The following is an 18573-nucleotide window of genomic DNA, read 5'->3' on the forward strand; positions in this document are numbered from 1 at the left end:
GTAGAGAGATTAATGCGCTTTTACGGCTTTGGCGGTTTTCTCTTTAAACAGATAGCCGATACCTAACACGATCAGCCATACCGGGATCAGGTATACCGAAATCGCCATTCCTGGGGTCATCAGCATAATCACCAGTACCGCCGCCATAAACAGCAGGCAGATCCAGTTACCCAGCGGATAAAGCAGAGCAGGGAAGTGAGTTACCACGCCTTGTTCCTGCTTGGCGCGACGGAATTTCATATGCGCCAGGCTAATCATCGCCCAGTTGATTACCAGTGCAGATACCACCAGCGCCATTAACAGTCCGAAAGCGGACTCTGGGGCAAGGTAGTTAATCAGTACGCACAACGCCGTTACCAGTGCAGACACCAGAATGGTATTTACTGGTACACCACGTTTATCGACAGACGCCAGCGCTTTTGGCGCATTACCCTGTTGTGCCAGACCAAACAGCATACGGCTGTTGCAATATACGCAGCTGTTGTACACGGAGAGCGCCGCAGTCAGTACCACGATGTTCAGCGCATTCGCCACAAAGGTATCGCCTAACTCGTGGAAGATCAGCACAAACGGACTGGTATCGGCGGTAACGCGGGTCCACGGCATCAGTGAGAGCAGAACGGCTAACGAACCAATATAGAAAATCAGGATGCGGTAGATAACCTGGTTAGTTGCTTTCGGTATACTTTGCTCCGGGTTATCAGCTTCTGCTGCGGTGATCCCCACCAGTTCCAGACCACCGAACGAGAACATGATAATCGCCATCATCATCACCAGCCCGGTGAAGCCGTGCGGCAGGAAACCACCCTGATCCCACAGGTTGCTAACGGTCGCCTGCGGGCCGCCGTTGCCACTGAATAGCAGCCAGCCGCCGAAGATGATCATCGCTACCACCGCGATAACTTTGATAATGGCAAACCAGAACTCCATCTCGCCAAACACTTTAACGTTGGTCAGGTTGATGGCGTTAATCACCACAAAGAATACGGCGGCAGAAACCCAGGTGGGGATTTCCGGATACCAGAACTGAATGTATTTACCCACGGCAGTCAGCTCAGCCATGGCAACTAAAACGTACAGTACCCAGTAGTTCCAGCCAGAGGCGAAACCGGCAAAACTGCCCCAGTATTTATAAGCAAAGTGGCTAAAGGAGCCTGCGACAGGTTCTTCGACCACCATTTCACCCAGCTGACGCATGATCAGAAAGGCGATAAAACCAGCAATGGCGTAACCCAGGATAATCCCTGGCCCTGCGGACTGTATTACGGAGGCGCTACCCAGGAATAACCCGGTCCCTATCGCGCCACCCAGCGCGATAAGCTGAATATGGCGGTTTTTAAGGCCGCGCTTTAGCTGCTCGCCGTGCTGTTGACCTTCCATCATGAAACCTCGTGCGGTGGTTGTTTTTTTGATCTACGCAGTGATGCGTGTGTAAGTTTGCAATTCCGTTTGTTGTATTAATTTGTTTACATCAAAGAAGTTTGAATTGTTACAAAAAGACTTCCGTCAGATCAAGAATAATGGTATGCAGCAGCGAATGCACCCGCTTTATGCATGGTTGAAGATGAGTTGCTTAAAAAGAAACCGTTTGTAAAGCTCAGCCTCAACCCCTCTCAATATGTAGAATGAATTTAAATTCGTTTTAATTGAATTAAAAATCACAAAATTGGTAAGTGAATCGGTTCAATTCGGATTTTTATAGTTTAATAATCGTTAAAAAACTCCTTTCCTACGTAAAGTCTACATTTGTGCATAGTTACAACTTTGAAACGTTATATATGTCAAGTTGTTAAAATGTGCACAGTTTCATGATTTCAATCAAAACCTGTATGGACATAAGGTGAATACTTTGTTACTTTAGCGTCACAGACATGAAATTGGTAAGACCAATTGACTTCGGCAAGTGGCTTAAGACAGGAACTCATGGCCTACAGCAAAATCCGCCAACCAAAACTCTCCGATGTGATTGAGCAGCAACTGGAGTTTTTGATCCTCGAAGGCACTCTCCGCCCGGGCGAAAAACTCCCACCGGAACGCGAACTGGCAAAACAGTTTGACGTCTCCCGTCCCTCCTTGCGTGAGGCGATTCAACGTCTCGAAGCGAAGGGCTTGTTGCTTCGTCGCCAGGGTGGCGGCACTTTTGTCCAGAGCAGCCTATGGCAAAGCTTCAGCGATCCGCTGGTGGAGCTGCTCTCCGACCATCCTGAGTCACAGTATGACTTGCTCGAAACACGACACGCCCTGGAAGGTATCGCCGCTTATTACGCCGCGCTGCGTAGTACCGATGAAGACAAGGAACGCATCCGTGAACTCCACCACGCCATAGAGCTGGCGCAGCAGTCTGGCGATCTGGACGCGGAATCAAACGCCGTACTCCAGTATCAGATTGCCGTCACCGAAGCGGCCCACAATGTGGTTCTGCTTCATCTGCTAAGGTGTATGGAGCCGATGTTGGCCCAGAATGTCCGCCAGAACTTCGAATTGCTCTATTCGCGTCGCGAGATGCTGCCGCTGGTGAGTAGTCACCGCACCCGCATATTTGAAGCGATTATGGCCGGTAAGCCGGAAGAAGCGCGCGAAGCATCGCATCGCCATCTGGCCTTTATCGAAGAAATTTTGCTCGACAGAAGTCGTGAAGAGAGCCGCCGTGAGCGTTCTCTGCGTCGTCTGGAGCAACGAAAGAATTAGTGATTTTTCTGGTAAAAATTATCCAGAAGATGTTGTAAATCAAGCGCATATAAAAGCGCGGCAACTAAACGTAGAACCTGTCTTATTGAGCTTTCCGGCGAGAGTTCAATGGGACAGGTTCCAGAAAACTCAACGTTATTAGATAGATAAGGAATAACCCATGTCAGAACGTTTCCCAAATGACGTGGATCCGATCGAAACTCGCGACTGGCTCCAGGCGATCGAATCGGTCATCCGTGAAGAAGGTGTTGAGCGTGCTCAGTATCTGATCGACCAACTGCTTGCTGAAGCCCGCAAAGGCGGTGTAAACGTAGCCGCAGGCACAGGTATCAGCAACTACATCAACACCATCCCCGTTGAAGAACAACCGGAGTATCCGGGTAATCTGGAACTGGAACGCCGTATTCGTTCAGCTATCCGCTGGAACGCCATCATGACGGTGCTGCGTGCGTCGAAAAAAGACCTCGAACTGGGCGGCCATATGGCGTCCTTCCAGTCTTCCGCAACCATTTATGATGTGTGCTTTAACCACTTCTTCCGTGCACGCAACGAGCAGGATGGCGGCGACCTGGTTTACTTCCAGGGCCACATCTCCCCGGGCGTGTACGCTCGTGCTTTCCTGGAAGGTCGTCTGACTCAGGAGCAGCTGGATAACTTCCGTCAGGAAGTTCACGGCAATGGCCTCTCTTCCTATCCGCACCCGAAACTGATGCCGGAATTCTGGCAGTTCCCGACCGTATCTATGGGTCTGGGGCCGATTGGTGCTATTTACCAGGCTAAATTCCTGAAATATCTGGAACACCGTGGCCTGAAAGATACCTCTAAACAGACCGTTTACGCGTTCCTCGGCGACGGTGAAATGGACGAACCGGAATCCAAAGGTGCGATCACCATCGCTACCCGTGAAAAACTGGATAACCTGGTCTTCGTTATCAACTGTAACCTGCAGCGTCTTGACGGCCCGGTCACCGGTAACGGCAAGATCATCAACGAACTGGAAGGCATCTTCGAAGGTGCTGGCTGGAACGTGATCAAAGTGATGTGGGGTAGCCGTTGGGATGAACTGCTGCGTAAAGATACCAGCGGTAAACTGATCCAGCTGATGAACGAAACCGTTGACGGCGACTACCAGACCTTCAAATCGAAAGATGGTGCGTACGTTCGTGAACACTTCTTCGGTAAATATCCTGAAACCGCAGCACTGGTTGCAGACTGGACTGACGAGCAGATCTGGGCACTGAACCGTGGTGGTCACGATCCGAAGAAAATCTACGCTGCATTCAAGAAAGCGCAGGAAACCAAAGGCAAAGCGACAGTAATCCTTGCTCATACCATTAAAGGTTACGGCATGGGCGACGCGGCTGAAGGTAAAAACATCGCGCACCAGGTTAAGAAAATGAACATGGACGGCGTGCGTCACATCCGCGACCGTTTCAATGTGCCGGTGTCTGATGCAGATATCGAAAAACTGCCGTACATCACCTTCCCGGAAGGTTCTGAAGAGCATACCTATCTGCACGCACAGCGTCAGAAACTGCACGGTTATCTGCCAAGCCGTCAGCCGAACTTCACCGAGAAGCTTGAGCTGCCGAGCCTGCAAGACTTCGGCGCGCTGCTGGAAGAGCAGAGCAAAGAGATCTCTACCACTATCGCTTTCGTTCGTGCCCTGAACGTAATGCTGAAGAACAAGTCGATCAAAGATCGTCTGGTACCGATCATCGCCGACGAAGCGCGTACTTTCGGTATGGAAGGTCTGTTCCGTCAGATTGGTATTTACAGCCCGAACGGTCAGCAGTACACCCCGCAGGACCGCGAGCAGGTTGCTTACTATAAAGAAGACGAGAAAGGTCAGATTCTGCAGGAAGGGATCAACGAGCTGGGCGCAGGTTGTTCCTGGCTGGCAGCGGCGACCTCTTACAGCACCAACAATCTGCCGATGATCCCGTTCTACATCTATTACTCGATGTTCGGCTTCCAGCGTATTGGCGATCTGTGCTGGGCGGCTGGCGACCAGCAAGCGCGTGGCTTCCTGATCGGCGGTACTTCCGGTCGTACCACCCTGAACGGCGAAGGTCTGCAGCACGAAGATGGTCACAGCCACATTCAGTCGCTGACTATTCCGAACTGTATCTCTTACGACCCGGCTTACGCTTACGAAGTTGCTGTCATTATGCATGACGGTCTGGAGCGTATGTACGGTGAAAAACAAGAGAACGTTTACTACTACATCACTACGCTGAACGAAAACTACCACATGCCGGCAATGCCGGAAGGTGCTGAGGAAGGTATCCGTAAAGGTATCTACAAACTCGAAACCATTGAAGGTAGCAAAGGTAAAGTTCAGCTGCTGGGCTCCGGTTCCATCCTGCGTCACGTCCGTGAAGCGGCAGAGATCCTGGCGAAAGATTACGGCGTAGGTTCTGACGTTTATAGCGTGACCTCCTTCACCGAACTGGCGCGAGATGGTCAGGATTGTGAACGCTGGAACATGCTGCACCCGCTGGAAACTCCGCGCGTTCCGTATATCGCTCAGGTGATGAACGACGCTCCGGCAGTGGCATCTACCGACTATATGAAACTGTTCGCTGAGCAGGTCCGTACTTACGTACCGGCTGACGACTACCGCGTACTGGGTACTGATGGCTTCGGTCGTTCCGACAGCCGTGAGAACCTGCGTCACCACTTCGAAGTTGATGCTTCTTATGTCGTGGTTGCGGCGCTGGGCGAACTGGCTAAACGTGGCGAAATCGATAAGAAAGTGGTTGCTGACGCAATCGCCAAATTCAACATCGATGCAGATAAAGTTAACCCGCGTCTGGCGTAAGAGGTAAAAGAATAATGGCTATCGAAATCAAAGTACCGGACATCGGGGCTGATGAAGTTGAAATCACCGAGATCCTGGTCAAAGTGGGCGACAAAGTTGAAGCCGAACAGTCGCTGATCACCGTAGAAGGCGACAAAGCCTCTATGGAAGTTCCGTCTCCGCAGGCGGGTATCGTTAAAGAGATCAAAGTCTCTGTTGGCGATAAAACCCAGACCGGCGCACTGATTATGATTTTCGATTCCGCCGACGGTGCAGCAGACGCTGCACCTGCTCAGGCAGAAGAGAAGAAAGAAGCAGCTCCGGCAGCAGCACCAGCGGCTGCAGCGGCAAAAGACGTTAACGTTCCGGATATCGGCAGCGACGAAGTTGAAGTGACCGAAATCCTGGTGAAAGTTGGCGATAAAGTTGAAGCTGAACAGTCGCTGATCACCGTAGAAGGCGATAAAGCTTCTATGGAAGTTCCGGCTCCGTTTGCTGGCACCGTGAAAGAGATCAAAGTGAACGTGGGTGACAAAGTGTCTACCGGCTCGCTGATTATGGTCTTCGAAGTCGCGGGTGAAGCAGGCGCGGCAGCTCCGGCGGCTAAACAGGAAGCGGCTCCGGCAGCGGCCCCTGCACCAGCGGCTGGCGTGAAAGAAGTTAACGTTCCGGATATCGGCGGTGACGAAGTTGAAGTGACCGAAGTGATGGTGAAAGTGGGCGACAAAGTTGCCGCTGAACAGTCACTGATCACCGTAGAAGGCGATAAAGCTTCTATGGAAGTCCCGGCTCCGTTTGCAGGCGTCGTGAAGGAACTGAAAGTCAACGTTGGCGATAAAGTGAAAACTGGCTCGCTGATTATGATCTTCGAAGTTGAAGGCGCAGCGCCTGCGGCAGCTCCTGCGAAACAGGAAGCGGCAGCGCCGGCTCCGGCAGCAAAAGCTGAAGCTCCGGCAGCAGCACCGGCTGCGAAAGCGGAAGGCAAATCTGAATTTGCAGAAAACGACGCTTACGTTCACGCGACTCCGCTGATCCGCCGTCTGGCACGCGAGTTTGGCGTTAACCTGGCGAAAGTGAAGGGCACTGGCCGTAAAGGTCGTATCCTGCGCGAAGACGTTCAGGCTTACGTGAAAGAAGCTATCAAACGTGCAGAAGCAGCTCCGGCGGCGACTGGCGGCGGTATCCCAGGCATGCTGCCGTGGCCGAAGGTGGACTTCAGCAAGTTTGGTGAAATCGAAGAAGTGGAACTGGGCCGTATCCAGAAAATTTCTGGTGCGAACCTGAGCCGTAACTGGGTGATGATCCCGCATGTTACTCACTTCGACAAAACCGATATCACCGAGCTGGAAGCGTTCCGTAAACAGCAGAACGAAGAAGCGGCGAAACGTAAGCTGGATGTGAAGATCACCCCGGTTGTCTTCATCATGAAAGCCGTTGCTGCAGCTCTTGAGCAGATGCCTCGCTTCAACAGTTCGTTGTCGGAAGACGGTCAGCGTCTGACCCTGAAGAAATACATCAACATCGGTGTGGCGGTGGATACCCCGAACGGTCTGGTTGTTCCGGTATTCAAAGACGTCAACAAGAAAGGCATCATCGAGCTGTCTCGCGAGCTGATGACTATTTCTAAGAAAGCGCGTGACGGTAAGCTGACTGCGGGCGAAATGCAGGGCGGTTGCTTCACCATCTCCAGCATCGGCGGCCTGGGTACTACCCACTTCGCGCCGATTGTGAACGCGCCGGAAGTGGCTATCCTCGGCGTTTCCAAGTCCGCGATGGAGCCGGTGTGGAATGGTAAAGAGTTCGTGCCGCGTCTGATGCTGCCGATTTCTCTCTCCTTCGACCACCGCGTGATCGACGGTGCTGATGGTGCCCGTTTCATTACCATCATTAACAACACGCTGTCTGACATTCGCCGTCTGGTGATGTAAGTAAAAGAGCCGGCCCAACGGCCGGCTTTTTTCTGGTAATCTCATGAATGTATTGAGGTTATTAGCGAATAGACAAATCGGTTGCCGTTTGTTGTTTAAAAATTGTTAACAATTTTGTAAAATACCGACGGATAGAACGACCCGGTGGTGGTTAGGGTATTACTTCACATACCCTATGGATTTCTGGGTGCAGCAAGGTAGCAAGCGCCAGAATCCCCAGGAGCTTACATAAGTAAGTGACTGGGGTGAGGGCGTGAAGCTAACGCCGCTGCGGCCTGAAAGACGACGGGTATGACCGCCGGAGATAAATATATAGAGGTCATGATGAGTACTGAAATCAAAACTCAGGTCGTGGTACTTGGGGCAGGCCCCGCAGGTTACTCCGCTGCCTTCCGTTGCGCTGATTTAGGTCTGGAAACCGTAATCGTAGAACGTTACAACACCCTTGGCGGTGTTTGCCTGAACGTCGGCTGTATCCCTTCTAAAGCACTGCTGCACGTAGCAAAAGTTATCGAAGAAGCCAAAGCGCTGGCTGAACACGGTATCGTCTTCGGCGAACCGAAAACCGATATTGACAAGATTCGTACCTGGAAAGAGAAAGTGATCAATCAGCTGACCGGTGGTCTGGCTGGTATGGCGAAAGGCCGCAAAGTCAAAGTGGTCAACGGTCTGGGTAAATTTACCGGGGCTAACACCCTGGAAGTTGAAGGTGAGAACGGTAAAACCGTGATCAACTTCGACAACGCGATCATTGCAGCGGGTTCTCGCCCGATCCAACTGCCGTTTATTCCGCATGAAGATCCGCGTATCTGGGACTCCACTGACGCGCTGGAACTGAAAGAAGTACCAGAACGCCTGCTGGTAATGGGTGGCGGTATCATCGGTCTGGAAATGGGCACCGTATACCACGCGCTGGGTTCACAGATTGACGTGGTTGAAATGTTCGACCAGGTTATCCCGGCAGCTGACAAAGACATCGTTAAAGTCTTCACCAAGCGTATCAGCAAGAAATTCAACCTGATGCTGGAAACCAAAGTTACCGCCGTTGAAGCGAAAGAAGACGGTATTTATGTGACGATGGAAGGCAAAAAAGCACCCGCTGAACCGCAGCGTTACGACGCCGTGCTGGTAGCGATTGGTCGTGTGCCGAACGGTAAAAACCTCGACGCAGGCAAAGCTGGCGTGGAAGTGGACGACCGTGGTTTCATCCGCGTTGACAAACAGCTGCGTACCAACGTACCGCACATCTTTGCTATCGGCGATATCGTCGGTCAGCCGATGCTGGCACACAAAGGTGTTCACGAAGGTCACGTTGCCGCTGAAGTTATCGCCGGTAAGAAACACTACTTCGATCCGAAAGTTATCCCGTCCATCGCCTATACCGAACCAGAAGTTGCATGGGTAGGTCTGACTGAGAAAGAAGCGAAAGAGAAAGGCATCAGCTATGAAACCGCCACCTTCCCGTGGGCTGCTTCTGGTCGTGCTATCGCTTCCGACTGCGCAGACGGTATGACCAAGCTGATTTTCGACAAAGAATCTCACCGTGTGATCGGTGGTGCGATTGTCGGTACCAACGGCGGCGAGCTGCTGGGTGAAATCGGCCTGGCAATCGAAATGGGTTGTGATGCTGAAGACATCGCACTGACCATCCACGCGCACCCGACTCTGCACGAGTCTGTGGGCCTGGCGGCAGAAGTGTTCGAAGGTAGCATTACCGACCTGCCGAACCCGAAAGCGAAGAAGAAGTAAGTGTTCGTTTGCCGGAACATCCGGCAATTAAAAAAGCGGCTAACCACGCCGCTTTTTTTACGTCTGCAATTTACCTTTCCTGTCGCCTTGCTCCGCGCTCAGAGAGACGTTCGCGTACTGCTGACCGTTGCTCGTTATTCAGCCTGACAGTATGGTTACTGTCGTTTAGACGTTGTGGGCGGCTCTCCTGAACTTTTTCCCGAAAAACCTGACGTTGTTCAGGTGATGCTGATTGAACACGCTGGCGGGCGTTATCACGTTGCTGTTGGTTCAGTGGGCGCTGCTGTACTTTTTCCTTAAACACCTGGCGCTGCTCAGGCGAGGCTGACTGAATACGCTCACGCGCTGCGTCTCTTCGCTGCTGGATCTGTGGGTTAGTCTGCATTTTCTCGCGGACTGCCTGGCGCTGCTCAGGCGAGGCCGACTGATAACGCTGACGAGCGGCGTCCTTTTGTTGCTGGGTCAGTGGTTGGCGACGGCTGAAGTCGCGGAAGTCGTCATAGCTCCCATAGTTTTCAGCTTCATTAAACCGCTGTGCCGCTGCCTGACGTTGGGTATCTCGTGTAATGACGGGGGCGGCGTGTGTTCGTTGCTGAAACTGACTTGCTGCCGCCTGACGCTGGCTGTCGCGTGTTGGAGCAGGTAGCTGCGTGGCGCTCATTCCGCCGTTGACATCGGTTTGATGAAACCGCTTTGCCATATCCTGATCATGATAGGGCACACCATTACGGTAGTTTGGATTGTGCCGCCATGCCATATTCTTATCAGTAAGATGCTCACCGGTGATACGGTTGAAATTGTTGACGTCGATATTGATGTTGTCGCCGTTGTGTTGCCAGCCATTACCGTCACGATGACCGCCATCGTGGTGATGATAATCATCATCGTCATGATGATGATGGTCATGATCGTCGTCGTCCCAGTCGATGCTGCTGAATAGTGCGTACGTGGTAGCAACACCCATGCTATAGCCGAATCCGCGCACAAAGCTGTCAATAAACGGTTCTCCGGCTGGTGGTGGCAGATAAACCGGCGGATACGCAGTATTGGCCCAGTTCCCGTAAACCACGGTTGGGTTGTAGTTGGGAATATAGACCACATCAGGATTGGCGGGCTCAATGGAAATGACGGTTGTTGCAGGCTCTGTAATGACGGGGCTGGCAGTTGAAACGGTATTGGATGGTATGACGGGAGCCGTGACTGTCTGTGTTACCGGTACAGCTTTCTTCGTTGTGGTAATAACTTTCTGTTCGGTTGATGACTTCAGCGAGCCGGTTTGTTGCGCCAGTTGCCGCAATCGCTGTACCGAGTCCATCACGTCCTGCGGCTGCGCCAGAAAAGCATCGCCCAGGTTTTGCACCCATTGCGGGTTTTCGCCCATCAATGCCATCAATTGTGGAAAGGCCACCAGTGATTTAACGCTGGCGTCCCACGGCTGGTCAGATACCGCCTGAATAGCAGCATCGCCTTGTTTAAGTGGATTATCGTGCGACCATTGCACTGCTTGAGCAACGTTTGCCGGATAGGTTGATGCCATTAACACTTGTGAAAGCAGAGAATCGGGGTACAGCGCGACAGGCGCAACCCATTGATCGATTTGTGCAGTGCTGAATGCGGATTTGACGACGGCGGGCGTTACGGGCGGTGCGGAAACCGTTGCAGGAAGCGTAACTGCGGTGATGTCAGGCGCAGTCTGTTGTGTCGATTGCGGTTCCACAGGCGCTTCCACTGTGCGGCTTTTTATATATAGCCCGGTAGAGGCGGCACAAAGCCCGGCACTGCAAATTAGCGCCAGCACATGGGGTTTAAACGGCAAAGTCATTTTCATAATTCGGATCTCAAGGAAATCGCAATGGTCGGCGAACTGCCACCCGCAGGTGCTGTGAATCCGAGTATAAAGAGGCGGTAGTTTAAATTTTGACTAATCTTGGGATTCGTTGAGAAAGGTGATTATCACCATGCGAATTAACGAAGTTTTTACGGAGGGAAACAATCTCTAGACCATCCTTAACGATTCAGCCACTTTTTTATGTTGCTTTTTTGTAAACAGATTAACACATCGTCAAAATCCTGCTATTCTGCCCGTTGCGGTACTGGGCATTTACCCTACAAACTGCTGTCTCACAGGAGCGTGAAGAGAATCGCCTGCCGCACTATGACAATGAGAGCGAGGAGAACCGTCGTGCTAGAAGAATACCGTAAGCACGTAGCTGAGCGTGCCGCTGAGGGGATTGCGCCCAAACCCCTGGATGCAAACCAAATGGCCGCACTTGTAGAGCTGCTGAAAAACCCGCCCGCGGGCGAAGAAGAATTCCTGTTAGATCTGTTAACCAACCGTGTTCCCCCAGGCGTCGATGAAGCCGCCTATGTCAAAGCAGGCTTCCTGGCTGCTATCGCGAAAGGCGAAGCCAAATCCCCTCTGCTGACTCCGGAAAAAGCCATCGAACTGCTGGGCACCATGCAGGGTGGTTACAACATTCATCCGCTGATCGACGCGCTGGATGATGCCAAACTGGCACCTATTGCTGCCAAAGCACTTTCTCACACGCTGCTGATGTTCGATAACTTCTATGACGTAGAAGAGAAAGCGAAAGCAGGCAACGAATATGCGAAGCAGGTTATGCAGTCCTGGGCGGATGCCGAATGGTTCCTGAATCGCCCGGCGCTGGCTGAAAAACTGACCGTTACCGTCTTCAAAGTCACTGGCGAAACTAACACCGATGACCTTTCTCCGGCACCGGATGCGTGGTCACGCCCGGATATCCCACTGCACGCGCTGGCGATGCTGAAAAACGCCCGTGAAGGTATTGAGCCAGACCAGCCAGGTGTTGTTGGTCCGATCAAGCAAATCGAAGCTCTGCAACAGAAAGGTTTCCCGCTGGCGTACGTCGGTGACGTTGTGGGTACGGGTTCTTCGCGTAAATCCGCCACTAACTCCGTTCTGTGGTTTATGGGCGATGATATTCCACATGTGCCGAACAAACGCGGCGGTGGTTTGTGCCTCGGCGGTAAAATTGCACCCATCTTCTTTAACACGATGGAAGACGCGGGTGCACTGCCAATCGAAGTCGACGTCTCTAACCTGAACATGGGCGACGTGATTGACGTTTACCCGTACAAAGGTGAAGTGCGTAACCACGAAACCGGCGAACTGCTGGCGACCTTCGAACTGAAAACCGACGTGCTGATTGATGAAGTGCGTGCTGGCGGTCGTATTCCGCTGATTATCGGGCGTGGCCTGACCACCAAAGCGCGTGAAGCACTTGGTCTGCCGCACAGTGATGTGTTCCGTCAGGCGAAAGATGTCGCTGAGAGCGATCGCGGCTTCTCGCTGGCGCAGAAAATGGTAGGCCGTGCCTGTGGCGTGAAAGGCATTCGTCCGGGCGCGTACTGCGAACCGAAAATGACTTCTGTAGGCTCTCAGGACACCACCGGCCCGATGACCCGTGATGAACTGAAAGACCTGGCGTGCCTGGGCTTCTCGGCTGACCTGGTGATGCAGTCTTTCTGCCATACCGCGGCGTATCCGAAGCCAGTTGACGTGAACACGCACCACACGCTGCCGGACTTCATTATGAACCGTGGTGGTGTGTCGCTGCGTCCGGGTGACGGCGTAATCCACTCCTGGCTGAACCGTATGCTGCTGCCGGATACCGTCGGTACCGGTGGTGACTCCCATACCCGTTTCCCGATCGGTATCTCTTTCCCGGCGGGTTCTGGTCTGGTGGCATTTGCAGCCGCAACAGGCGTAATGCCGCTGGATATGCCGGAATCCGTTCTGGTGCGCTTCAAAGGCAAAATGCAGCCGGGCATCACCCTGCGCGATCTGGTACACGCGATCCCGCTGTATGCGATCAAACAAGGTCTGCTGACCGTTGAGAAGAAAGGCAAGAAAAACATCTTCTCTGGTCGCATTCTGGAAATTGAAGGTCTGCCGGATCTGAAAGTTGAGCAGGCATTTGAACTGACCGATGCGTCCGCTGAGCGTTCTGCCGCTGGTTGTACTATCAAGCTGAACAAAGAACCGATCATCGAATACCTGAACTCTAACATCGTCCTGCTGAAGTGGATGATCGCGGAAGGTTATGGCGATCGTCGTACCCTCGAACGTCGTATTCAGGGCATGGAAAAATGGCTGGCGAATCCTGAGCTGCTGGAAGCCGATGCAGATGCTGAATACGCGGCAGTGATCGACATCGATCTGGCGGATATTAAAGAGCCAATCCTCTGTGCACCGAACGACCCGGATGACGCGCGTCCGCTGTCTGCGGTACAGGGCGAGAAGATCGACGAAGTATTTATCGGTTCTTGCATGACTAACATCGGTCACTTCCGTGCTGCGGGTAAACTGCTGGATGCGCATAAAGGCCAGTTGCCGACCCGCCTGTGGGTGGCACCGCCAACCCGTATGGACGCCGCACAGTTGACTGAAGAAGGCTACTACAGCGTCTTCGGTAAGAGCGGGGCTCGTATCGAGATCCCGGGCTGTTCTCTGTGTATGGGTAACCAGGCGCGTGTAGCAGACGGTGCGACGGTGGTTTCCACCTCTACCCGTAACTTCCCGAACCGTCTGGGGACTGGCGCGAATGTCTTCCTGGCTTCTGCAGAACTGGCGGCTGTTGCGGCGCTGATTGGCAAACTGCCGACGCCGGAAGAGTACCAGACCTACGTTGCGCAAGTAGATAAAACTGCCGTTGATACTTATCGTTATCTGAACTTCAACCAGCTTTCTCAGTACACCGAAAAAGCCGATGGGGTGATTTTCCAGACTGCGGTGTAATAAGTAAGCGCACGCGCTGCGCATAAACGACACAATGCCCGGTGAATGAGATTCCCGGGCATTTTTTATTTCTAAACCATCGCCGTTCCGCTGTTTTTCTCCGGTAAGGCTGCGATAATTACATCAATGGCGCGATGCGATTTCGGCGCATTGCCGGGAGCAGAGGAACACACTATGGATTACGAATTTCTGCGCGATATTACCGGAGTGGTAAAGGTGCGTATGTCCATGGGGCATGAAGTGGTCGGGCACTGGTTTAATGAAGAGGTGAAAGAAAACCTGGCCTTGCTTGATGAAGTGGAACAAGCAGCGCACGCACTGAAAGGTAGCGAACGGTCCTGGCAACGGGCAGGGCATGAATACACCCTGTGGATGGACGGTGAAGAGGTGATGGTTCGCGCCAATCAACTGGAATTCGCTGGCGATGAAATGGAAGAGGGGATGAACTACTACGACGAAGAAAGCCTGTCGCTATGCGGCGTTGAGGATTTTCTGCAGGTCGTGGCGGCTTACCGCAATTTCGTGCAGCAGAAGTAAATAAATCTGGCGGAGCCTGGGAGCTCCGCCAGAGCCGTTAAACAGCTGGCATATTGCGCCCGTAATAAATCTCGCGCATTTCTTTCCACAGCGCAGCGGTAATTTCCTGGCGCTCGCTGTCGGTTAAATCTTCCGGTTTGGTGTGGAACATGTAGTGCTTAAGGTCGAACTCTTTAAGCAACATCTTGGTATGGAAGATATTTTCCTGATAGACGTTCACATCCACCATGTCATACAGCGCCTTCATATCGTCAGACATAAAGTTCTGAATCGAATTAATCTCATGGTCGATAAAGTGCTTCATACCGTTAATGTCGCGGGTAAAACCGCGCACGCGATAATCAATGGTTACGATATCGGACTCAAGCTGGTGGATCAGGTAATTCAGCGCCTTCAGCGGAGAAATCACGCCGCAGGTAGAGACTTCAATATCGGCGCGGAAGGTACATAAACCGCCTTCAGGATGACTTTCCGGGTAGGTATGTACGCAAATATGACTTTTATCGAGATGGGCAACGACCGTTTCTGGCAGTGGGCCGGGGTGTTCTGTTTTGTCGATGAGTTTCGGGTCAACCGGTTCTTCACTCACCAGAATAGTGACGCTGGCACCCTGTGGTTCGTAATCCTGGCGGGCGATGTTAAGAATATTGGCCCCGATAATGGAACAGGTTTCTGACAGGATTTCGGTCAGACGGTTGGCATTATAGAGTTCATCGATATAAGCAATATAACCGTCGCGCTCTTCGGCAGTTTTGGCGTAGCAGATATCGTAAATACAAAAACTCAGACTTTTGGTCAGATTATTAAAGCCATGCAGTTTCAGTTTTTTCAATTTCTTATCTTCTCCTTAGGACGGCTGTGAAGCCAGTGCGTCTTGCAGATACTGAGGTAAGGCAAAAGCTGCCGTATGGATTGCCGGATTGTAATAACGGCATTTCAGGCCAGAAGCGAGAAAACGCGCCTGAATAATTTCGGTTGAGAGATGGCGTAAGGCGTCGTTATCTGTCGCCCATGCAAAAGTCATGATACCGCCGTAATAGGTCGGAATCGCCGCCTGATAAAAGCCAACGTCGCTGAAGTAATGGCTGAGTTTGCGATGGCTGCCGATGGCTTCTTCCTGCTGTAAAAAGCAGACGCCGTTTTGTGCGACGAAGATACCGCCAGGATTCAGGCAACGTTTGCAGCCTTCATAAAATGCCGAAGTGAAAAGGCTTTCGCCGGGACCGATAGGATCGGTGCAGTCGGAGATAATGACATCAAAGGTCTGGCTGGTTTGATTAACGAAATTGACGCCATCGTCGATCACCAGCTTAAAGCGCGGATCGTCGTAGCTACCGGCGTTATGGTTGGGTAGATACTGACGGCAGAACGATACGACACCCGCATCGATTTCCACCATCGTGATTGACTCAACGTTTTTATGTCGGGTTACTTCACGCAGCATGGCACCGTCGCCGCCGCCGATAATCAGCACATGTTTCGCGTGACCGTGGGCCAGTAGCGGAACATGGGTCATCATCTCATGATAGATAAACTCGTCGCGCTCGGTGGTTTGTACTACGCCATCCAGCGCCATTACGCGACCAAATGCAGCGTTCTCAAAAATGATCAGATCTTGGTGATCGGTCTTTTCATGATACAGAACGTTATCTACCGCAAAGTACTGCCCAAACTGGTCGTGTAGCGTTTCATGCCACTGTTTTTTTTCGGCCATGGGTTGATACCTCCTTTGTTAACACCCGTAAAAAAAGGGCGCAACATAATAGCTAACATTGACCGCGGATGCACGGTCAATATTTCTACAAAAAGGTATCAGGGATTATTTGACGTAGGCAAGCAGGCTTAAGGAATCGCGGGCCAGGGCTTTGCACTTTTTAGCGACGGGAATGCCAATGCCGCTGAGATCGCGGTAGCTGTCTTCACCGAGGGCTTTCATGTCGAAGGTGTCGTAATTACTGAGATCCCACTGGTTTTGCTGGGCGAAAAAGACCAGTGCGCGACGAATTTGCCCGTTAGGTAAGTTCTGGTAACCACAATCGTTCTTCAGAAAGACAAAAACTGCCGTTAAATCGGCCATATCTTCGGCTTCAGACTCGCTGAGCGCGTAACTGTTTGCGCAAACGGCCATCAGGCTGCCGAATAACACTGTTCTGAAAAACGTCTTCATTGCTTCTACCAGGGGCTTAAAGAAGATAAACGTTAGCACACTGCGAGCGAGGCGACGACCATTATTGTCGATTAAATTGTGTCTGCGGCTTGACCTTCCCGTAAGGGGAAGGACTATGCTCAACGTTTGATTTTGTTTCGCCTGCTTAAGAATAAGGAAATAACTATGCAACGTCGTGATTTCTTAAAATATTCCGTCGCGCTGGGTGTGGCTTCAGCCTTGCCGCTGTGGAGCCGCGCAGTCTTTGCGGCGGAACGCCCAACGTTACCGATCCCTGATTTGCTCACGACCGATGCCCGTAATCGCATTCAGTTAACTATTGGCGCAGGTCAGTCTACCTTTGGCGAGAAAACTGCAACTACCTGGGGCTATAACGGCAATCTGCTGGGGCCGGCGGTGAAATTACAGCGCGGCAAAGCGGTAACGGTTGATATCTATAACCAACTGACGGAAGAGACGACGTTGCACTGGCACGGGCTGGAAGTACCGGGTGAAGTCGACGGCGGCCCGCAGGGAATTATTCCGCCAGGTGGCAAGCGCTCGGTGACGTTGAACGTTGATCAACCTGCCGCTACTTGCTGGTTCCATCCACATCAACATGGCAAGACCGGGCGACAGGTGGCGATGGGGTTGGCTGGGCTGGTGGTAATTGAAGATGACGAGATCCTGAAATTAATGCTGCCAAAACAGTGGGGTATCGATGATGTTCCGGTGATTGTTCAGGATAAAAAATTTAACGCTGATGGGCAGATTGATTATCAACTGGATGTGATGACCGCCGCCGTGGGCTGGTTTGGCGATACGCTGCTGACCAACGGTGCAATCTACCCACAACACGCTGCCCCACGTGGTTGGCTGCGCCTGCGTTTGCTCAATGGCTGTAATGCCCGCTCGCTCAATTTCGCCACCAGCGACAATCGCCCGCTGTATGTGATTGCCAGCGACGGTGGTCTGCTACCTGAACCGGTGAAGGTGAGCGAGCTGCCGGTGCTGATGGGCGAGCGTTTTGAAGTGCTGGTGGAGGTTAACGACAACAAACCCTTTGACCTGGTGACGCTACCGGTCAGCCAGATGGGGATGGCGATTGCGCCGTTTGACAAGCCGCATCCGGTAATGCGGATTCAGCCGATTGCTATTAGTGCCTCCGGTGCTTTGCCAGACACATTAAGTAGCCTGCCTGCGTTACCTTCGCTGGAAGGGCTGACGGTACGCAAGCTGCAACTTTCTATGGACCCGATGCTCGATATGATGGGGATGCAGATGCTGATGGAGAAATATGGCGATCAGGCGATGGCCGGGATGGATCATAGCCAGATGATGGGCCATATGGGGCACGGCAATATGAATCATATGAACCATGGCGGGAAGTTCGATTTCCACCATGCCAATAAAATCAACGGTCAGGCGTTTGATATGAATAAGCCGATGTTTGCGGCGGCGAAAGGGCAGTACGAACGTTGGGTTATCTCTGGCGTGGGCGACATGATGCTGCATCCGTTCCATATTCACGGCACCCAGTTCCGTATCTTGTCAGAAAATGGCAAACCGCCAGCGGCTCATCGCGCGGGCTGGAAAGATACCGTTAAGGTAGAAGGCAATGTCAGTGAAGTGCTGGTGAAGTTTAATCACAACGCACCGAAAGAACATGCTTATATGGCGCACTGCCATCTGCTGGAGCATGAAGATACGGGGATGATGTTAGGGTTTACGGTATAAAAAGACCGTATTCGGAAATATGCCCGGATCTCTCCGGGCATTAAACTGATGACAAACGCAAATCTGCCTGATGCGCTACGCTTATCAGGCCTTGTATTATCCCTCCAGTGCAGAGAAAATCGGCCAGTTTTCTCTGCCTGCAGTCCGCATGCCGTATCGGGCCTTGGGTTCTAACCTGTTGCGTAGATTTATGCAGCGGACTGCC

The 18573-nt window shown here is 52.2% G+C and carries 12 protein-coding genes; 7 read left to right on the forward strand and 5 right to left on the reverse strand.

The window, feature by feature from the left end; translation table 11 throughout:
- Positions 1–9 precede the first annotated feature (9 nt).
- The gene (gene aroP, locus ACJHXA_RS12205) at positions 10–1383 is read right to left on the reverse strand and encodes an aromatic amino acid transporter AroP (RefSeq protein ID WP_000969914.1); all 1374 of its coding nucleotides are present in this window, start codon (positions 1381–1383) and stop codon (positions 10–12) included.
- 540 nt (positions 1384–1923) lie between these two features.
- On the opposite strand from aroP, the gene pdhR reads away from it, so the two are divergent.
- The 4 genes from pdhR to lpdA all read left to right on the forward strand — a co-directional run bounded on the left by pdhR (position 1924) and on the right by lpdA (position 9168).
- Positions 1924–2688, forward strand: coding sequence for a pyruvate dehydrogenase complex transcriptional repressor PdhR (gene pdhR, locus ACJHXA_RS12210; RefSeq protein WP_000331776.1), 765 nt, complete (start codon positions 1924–1926; stop codon positions 2686–2688).
- A 160-nt stretch (positions 2689–2848) separates the two neighbouring features.
- Positions 2849–5512 (forward strand): pyruvate dehydrogenase (acetyl-transferring), homodimeric type, encoded by a 2664-nt coding sequence (gene aceE / locus ACJHXA_RS12215; protein WP_000003820.1) that lies wholly within the window; start codon positions 2849–2851, stop codon positions 5510–5512.
- A 14-nt stretch (positions 5513–5526) separates the two neighbouring features.
- Entirely contained in the window at positions 5527–7419 is a 1893-nt protein-coding gene (gene aceF / locus ACJHXA_RS12220; protein ID WP_000963518.1) for a pyruvate dehydrogenase complex dihydrolipoyllysine-residue acetyltransferase, read from the forward strand.
- A 324-nt stretch (positions 7420–7743) separates the two neighbouring features.
- Positions 7744–9168, forward strand: coding sequence for a dihydrolipoyl dehydrogenase (gene lpdA / locus ACJHXA_RS12225; protein WP_000102485.1), 1425 nt, complete (start codon positions 7744–7746; stop codon positions 9166–9168).
- Between the two features lie 70 nt (positions 9169–9238).
- Here lpdA and ACJHXA_RS12230 read toward each other — a convergent pair whose 3' ends face one another.
- A complete protein-coding gene (locus ACJHXA_RS12230) occupies positions 9239–10996 on the reverse strand; it encodes a DUF3300 domain-containing protein (RefSeq protein ID WP_000784507.1) in 1758 nt (585 codons plus the stop codon).
- A 354-nt stretch (positions 10997–11350) separates the two neighbouring features.
- Here ACJHXA_RS12230 and acnB point away from each other — a divergent pair, with 354 nt between their 5' ends.
- Positions 11351–13948, forward strand: coding sequence for a bifunctional aconitate hydratase 2/2-methylisocitrate dehydratase (gene acnB, locus ACJHXA_RS12235; RefSeq protein ID WP_001307570.1), 2598 nt, complete (start codon positions 11351–11353; stop codon positions 13946–13948).
- Positions 13949–14122: 174 nt separating this feature from the next.
- Positions 14123–14485 carry a protein YacL gene (gene yacL, locus ACJHXA_RS12240; RefSeq protein ID WP_000384306.1) on the forward strand — a complete coding sequence of 121 codons (363 nt, stop codon included), beginning with the start codon at positions 14123–14125 and terminating at the stop codon, positions 14483–14485.
- A gap of 37 nt (positions 14486–14522) precedes the next feature.
- Here yacL and speD read toward each other — a convergent pair whose 3' ends face one another.
- From speD to ACJHXA_RS12255, 3 genes are all read right to left on the reverse strand, one after another.
- Entirely contained in the window at positions 14523–15317 is a 795-nt protein-coding gene (speD, locus tag ACJHXA_RS12245; protein ID WP_000734287.1) for an adenosylmethionine decarboxylase, read from the reverse strand.
- A gap of 15 nt (positions 15318–15332) precedes the next feature.
- Complete coding sequence (gene speE, locus ACJHXA_RS12250) at positions 15333–16199, reverse strand: polyamine aminopropyltransferase (RefSeq protein ID WP_283512308.1); 867 nt, start codon at positions 16197–16199, stop codon at positions 15333–15335.
- Positions 16200–16304: 105 nt separating this feature from the next.
- The gene (locus ACJHXA_RS12255; RefSeq protein ID WP_001295568.1) at positions 16305–16652 is read right to left on the reverse strand and encodes a YacC family pilotin-like protein; all 348 of its coding nucleotides are present in this window, start codon (positions 16650–16652) and stop codon (positions 16305–16307) included.
- A gap of 165 nt (positions 16653–16817) precedes the next feature.
- On the opposite strand from ACJHXA_RS12255, the gene cueO reads away from it, so the two are divergent.
- Complete coding sequence (gene cueO, locus ACJHXA_RS12260; protein ID WP_001189608.1) at positions 16818–18368, forward strand: multicopper oxidase CueO; 1551 nt, start codon at positions 16818–16820, stop codon at positions 18366–18368.
- Positions 18369–18573 lie beyond the last annotated feature (205 nt).

The sequence above is a fragment of the Escherichia sp. WS33 genome, from assembly GCF_046486385.1.
Taxonomy (GTDB): Bacteria; Pseudomonadota; Gammaproteobacteria; order Enterobacterales; family Enterobacteriaceae; genus ECMA0423.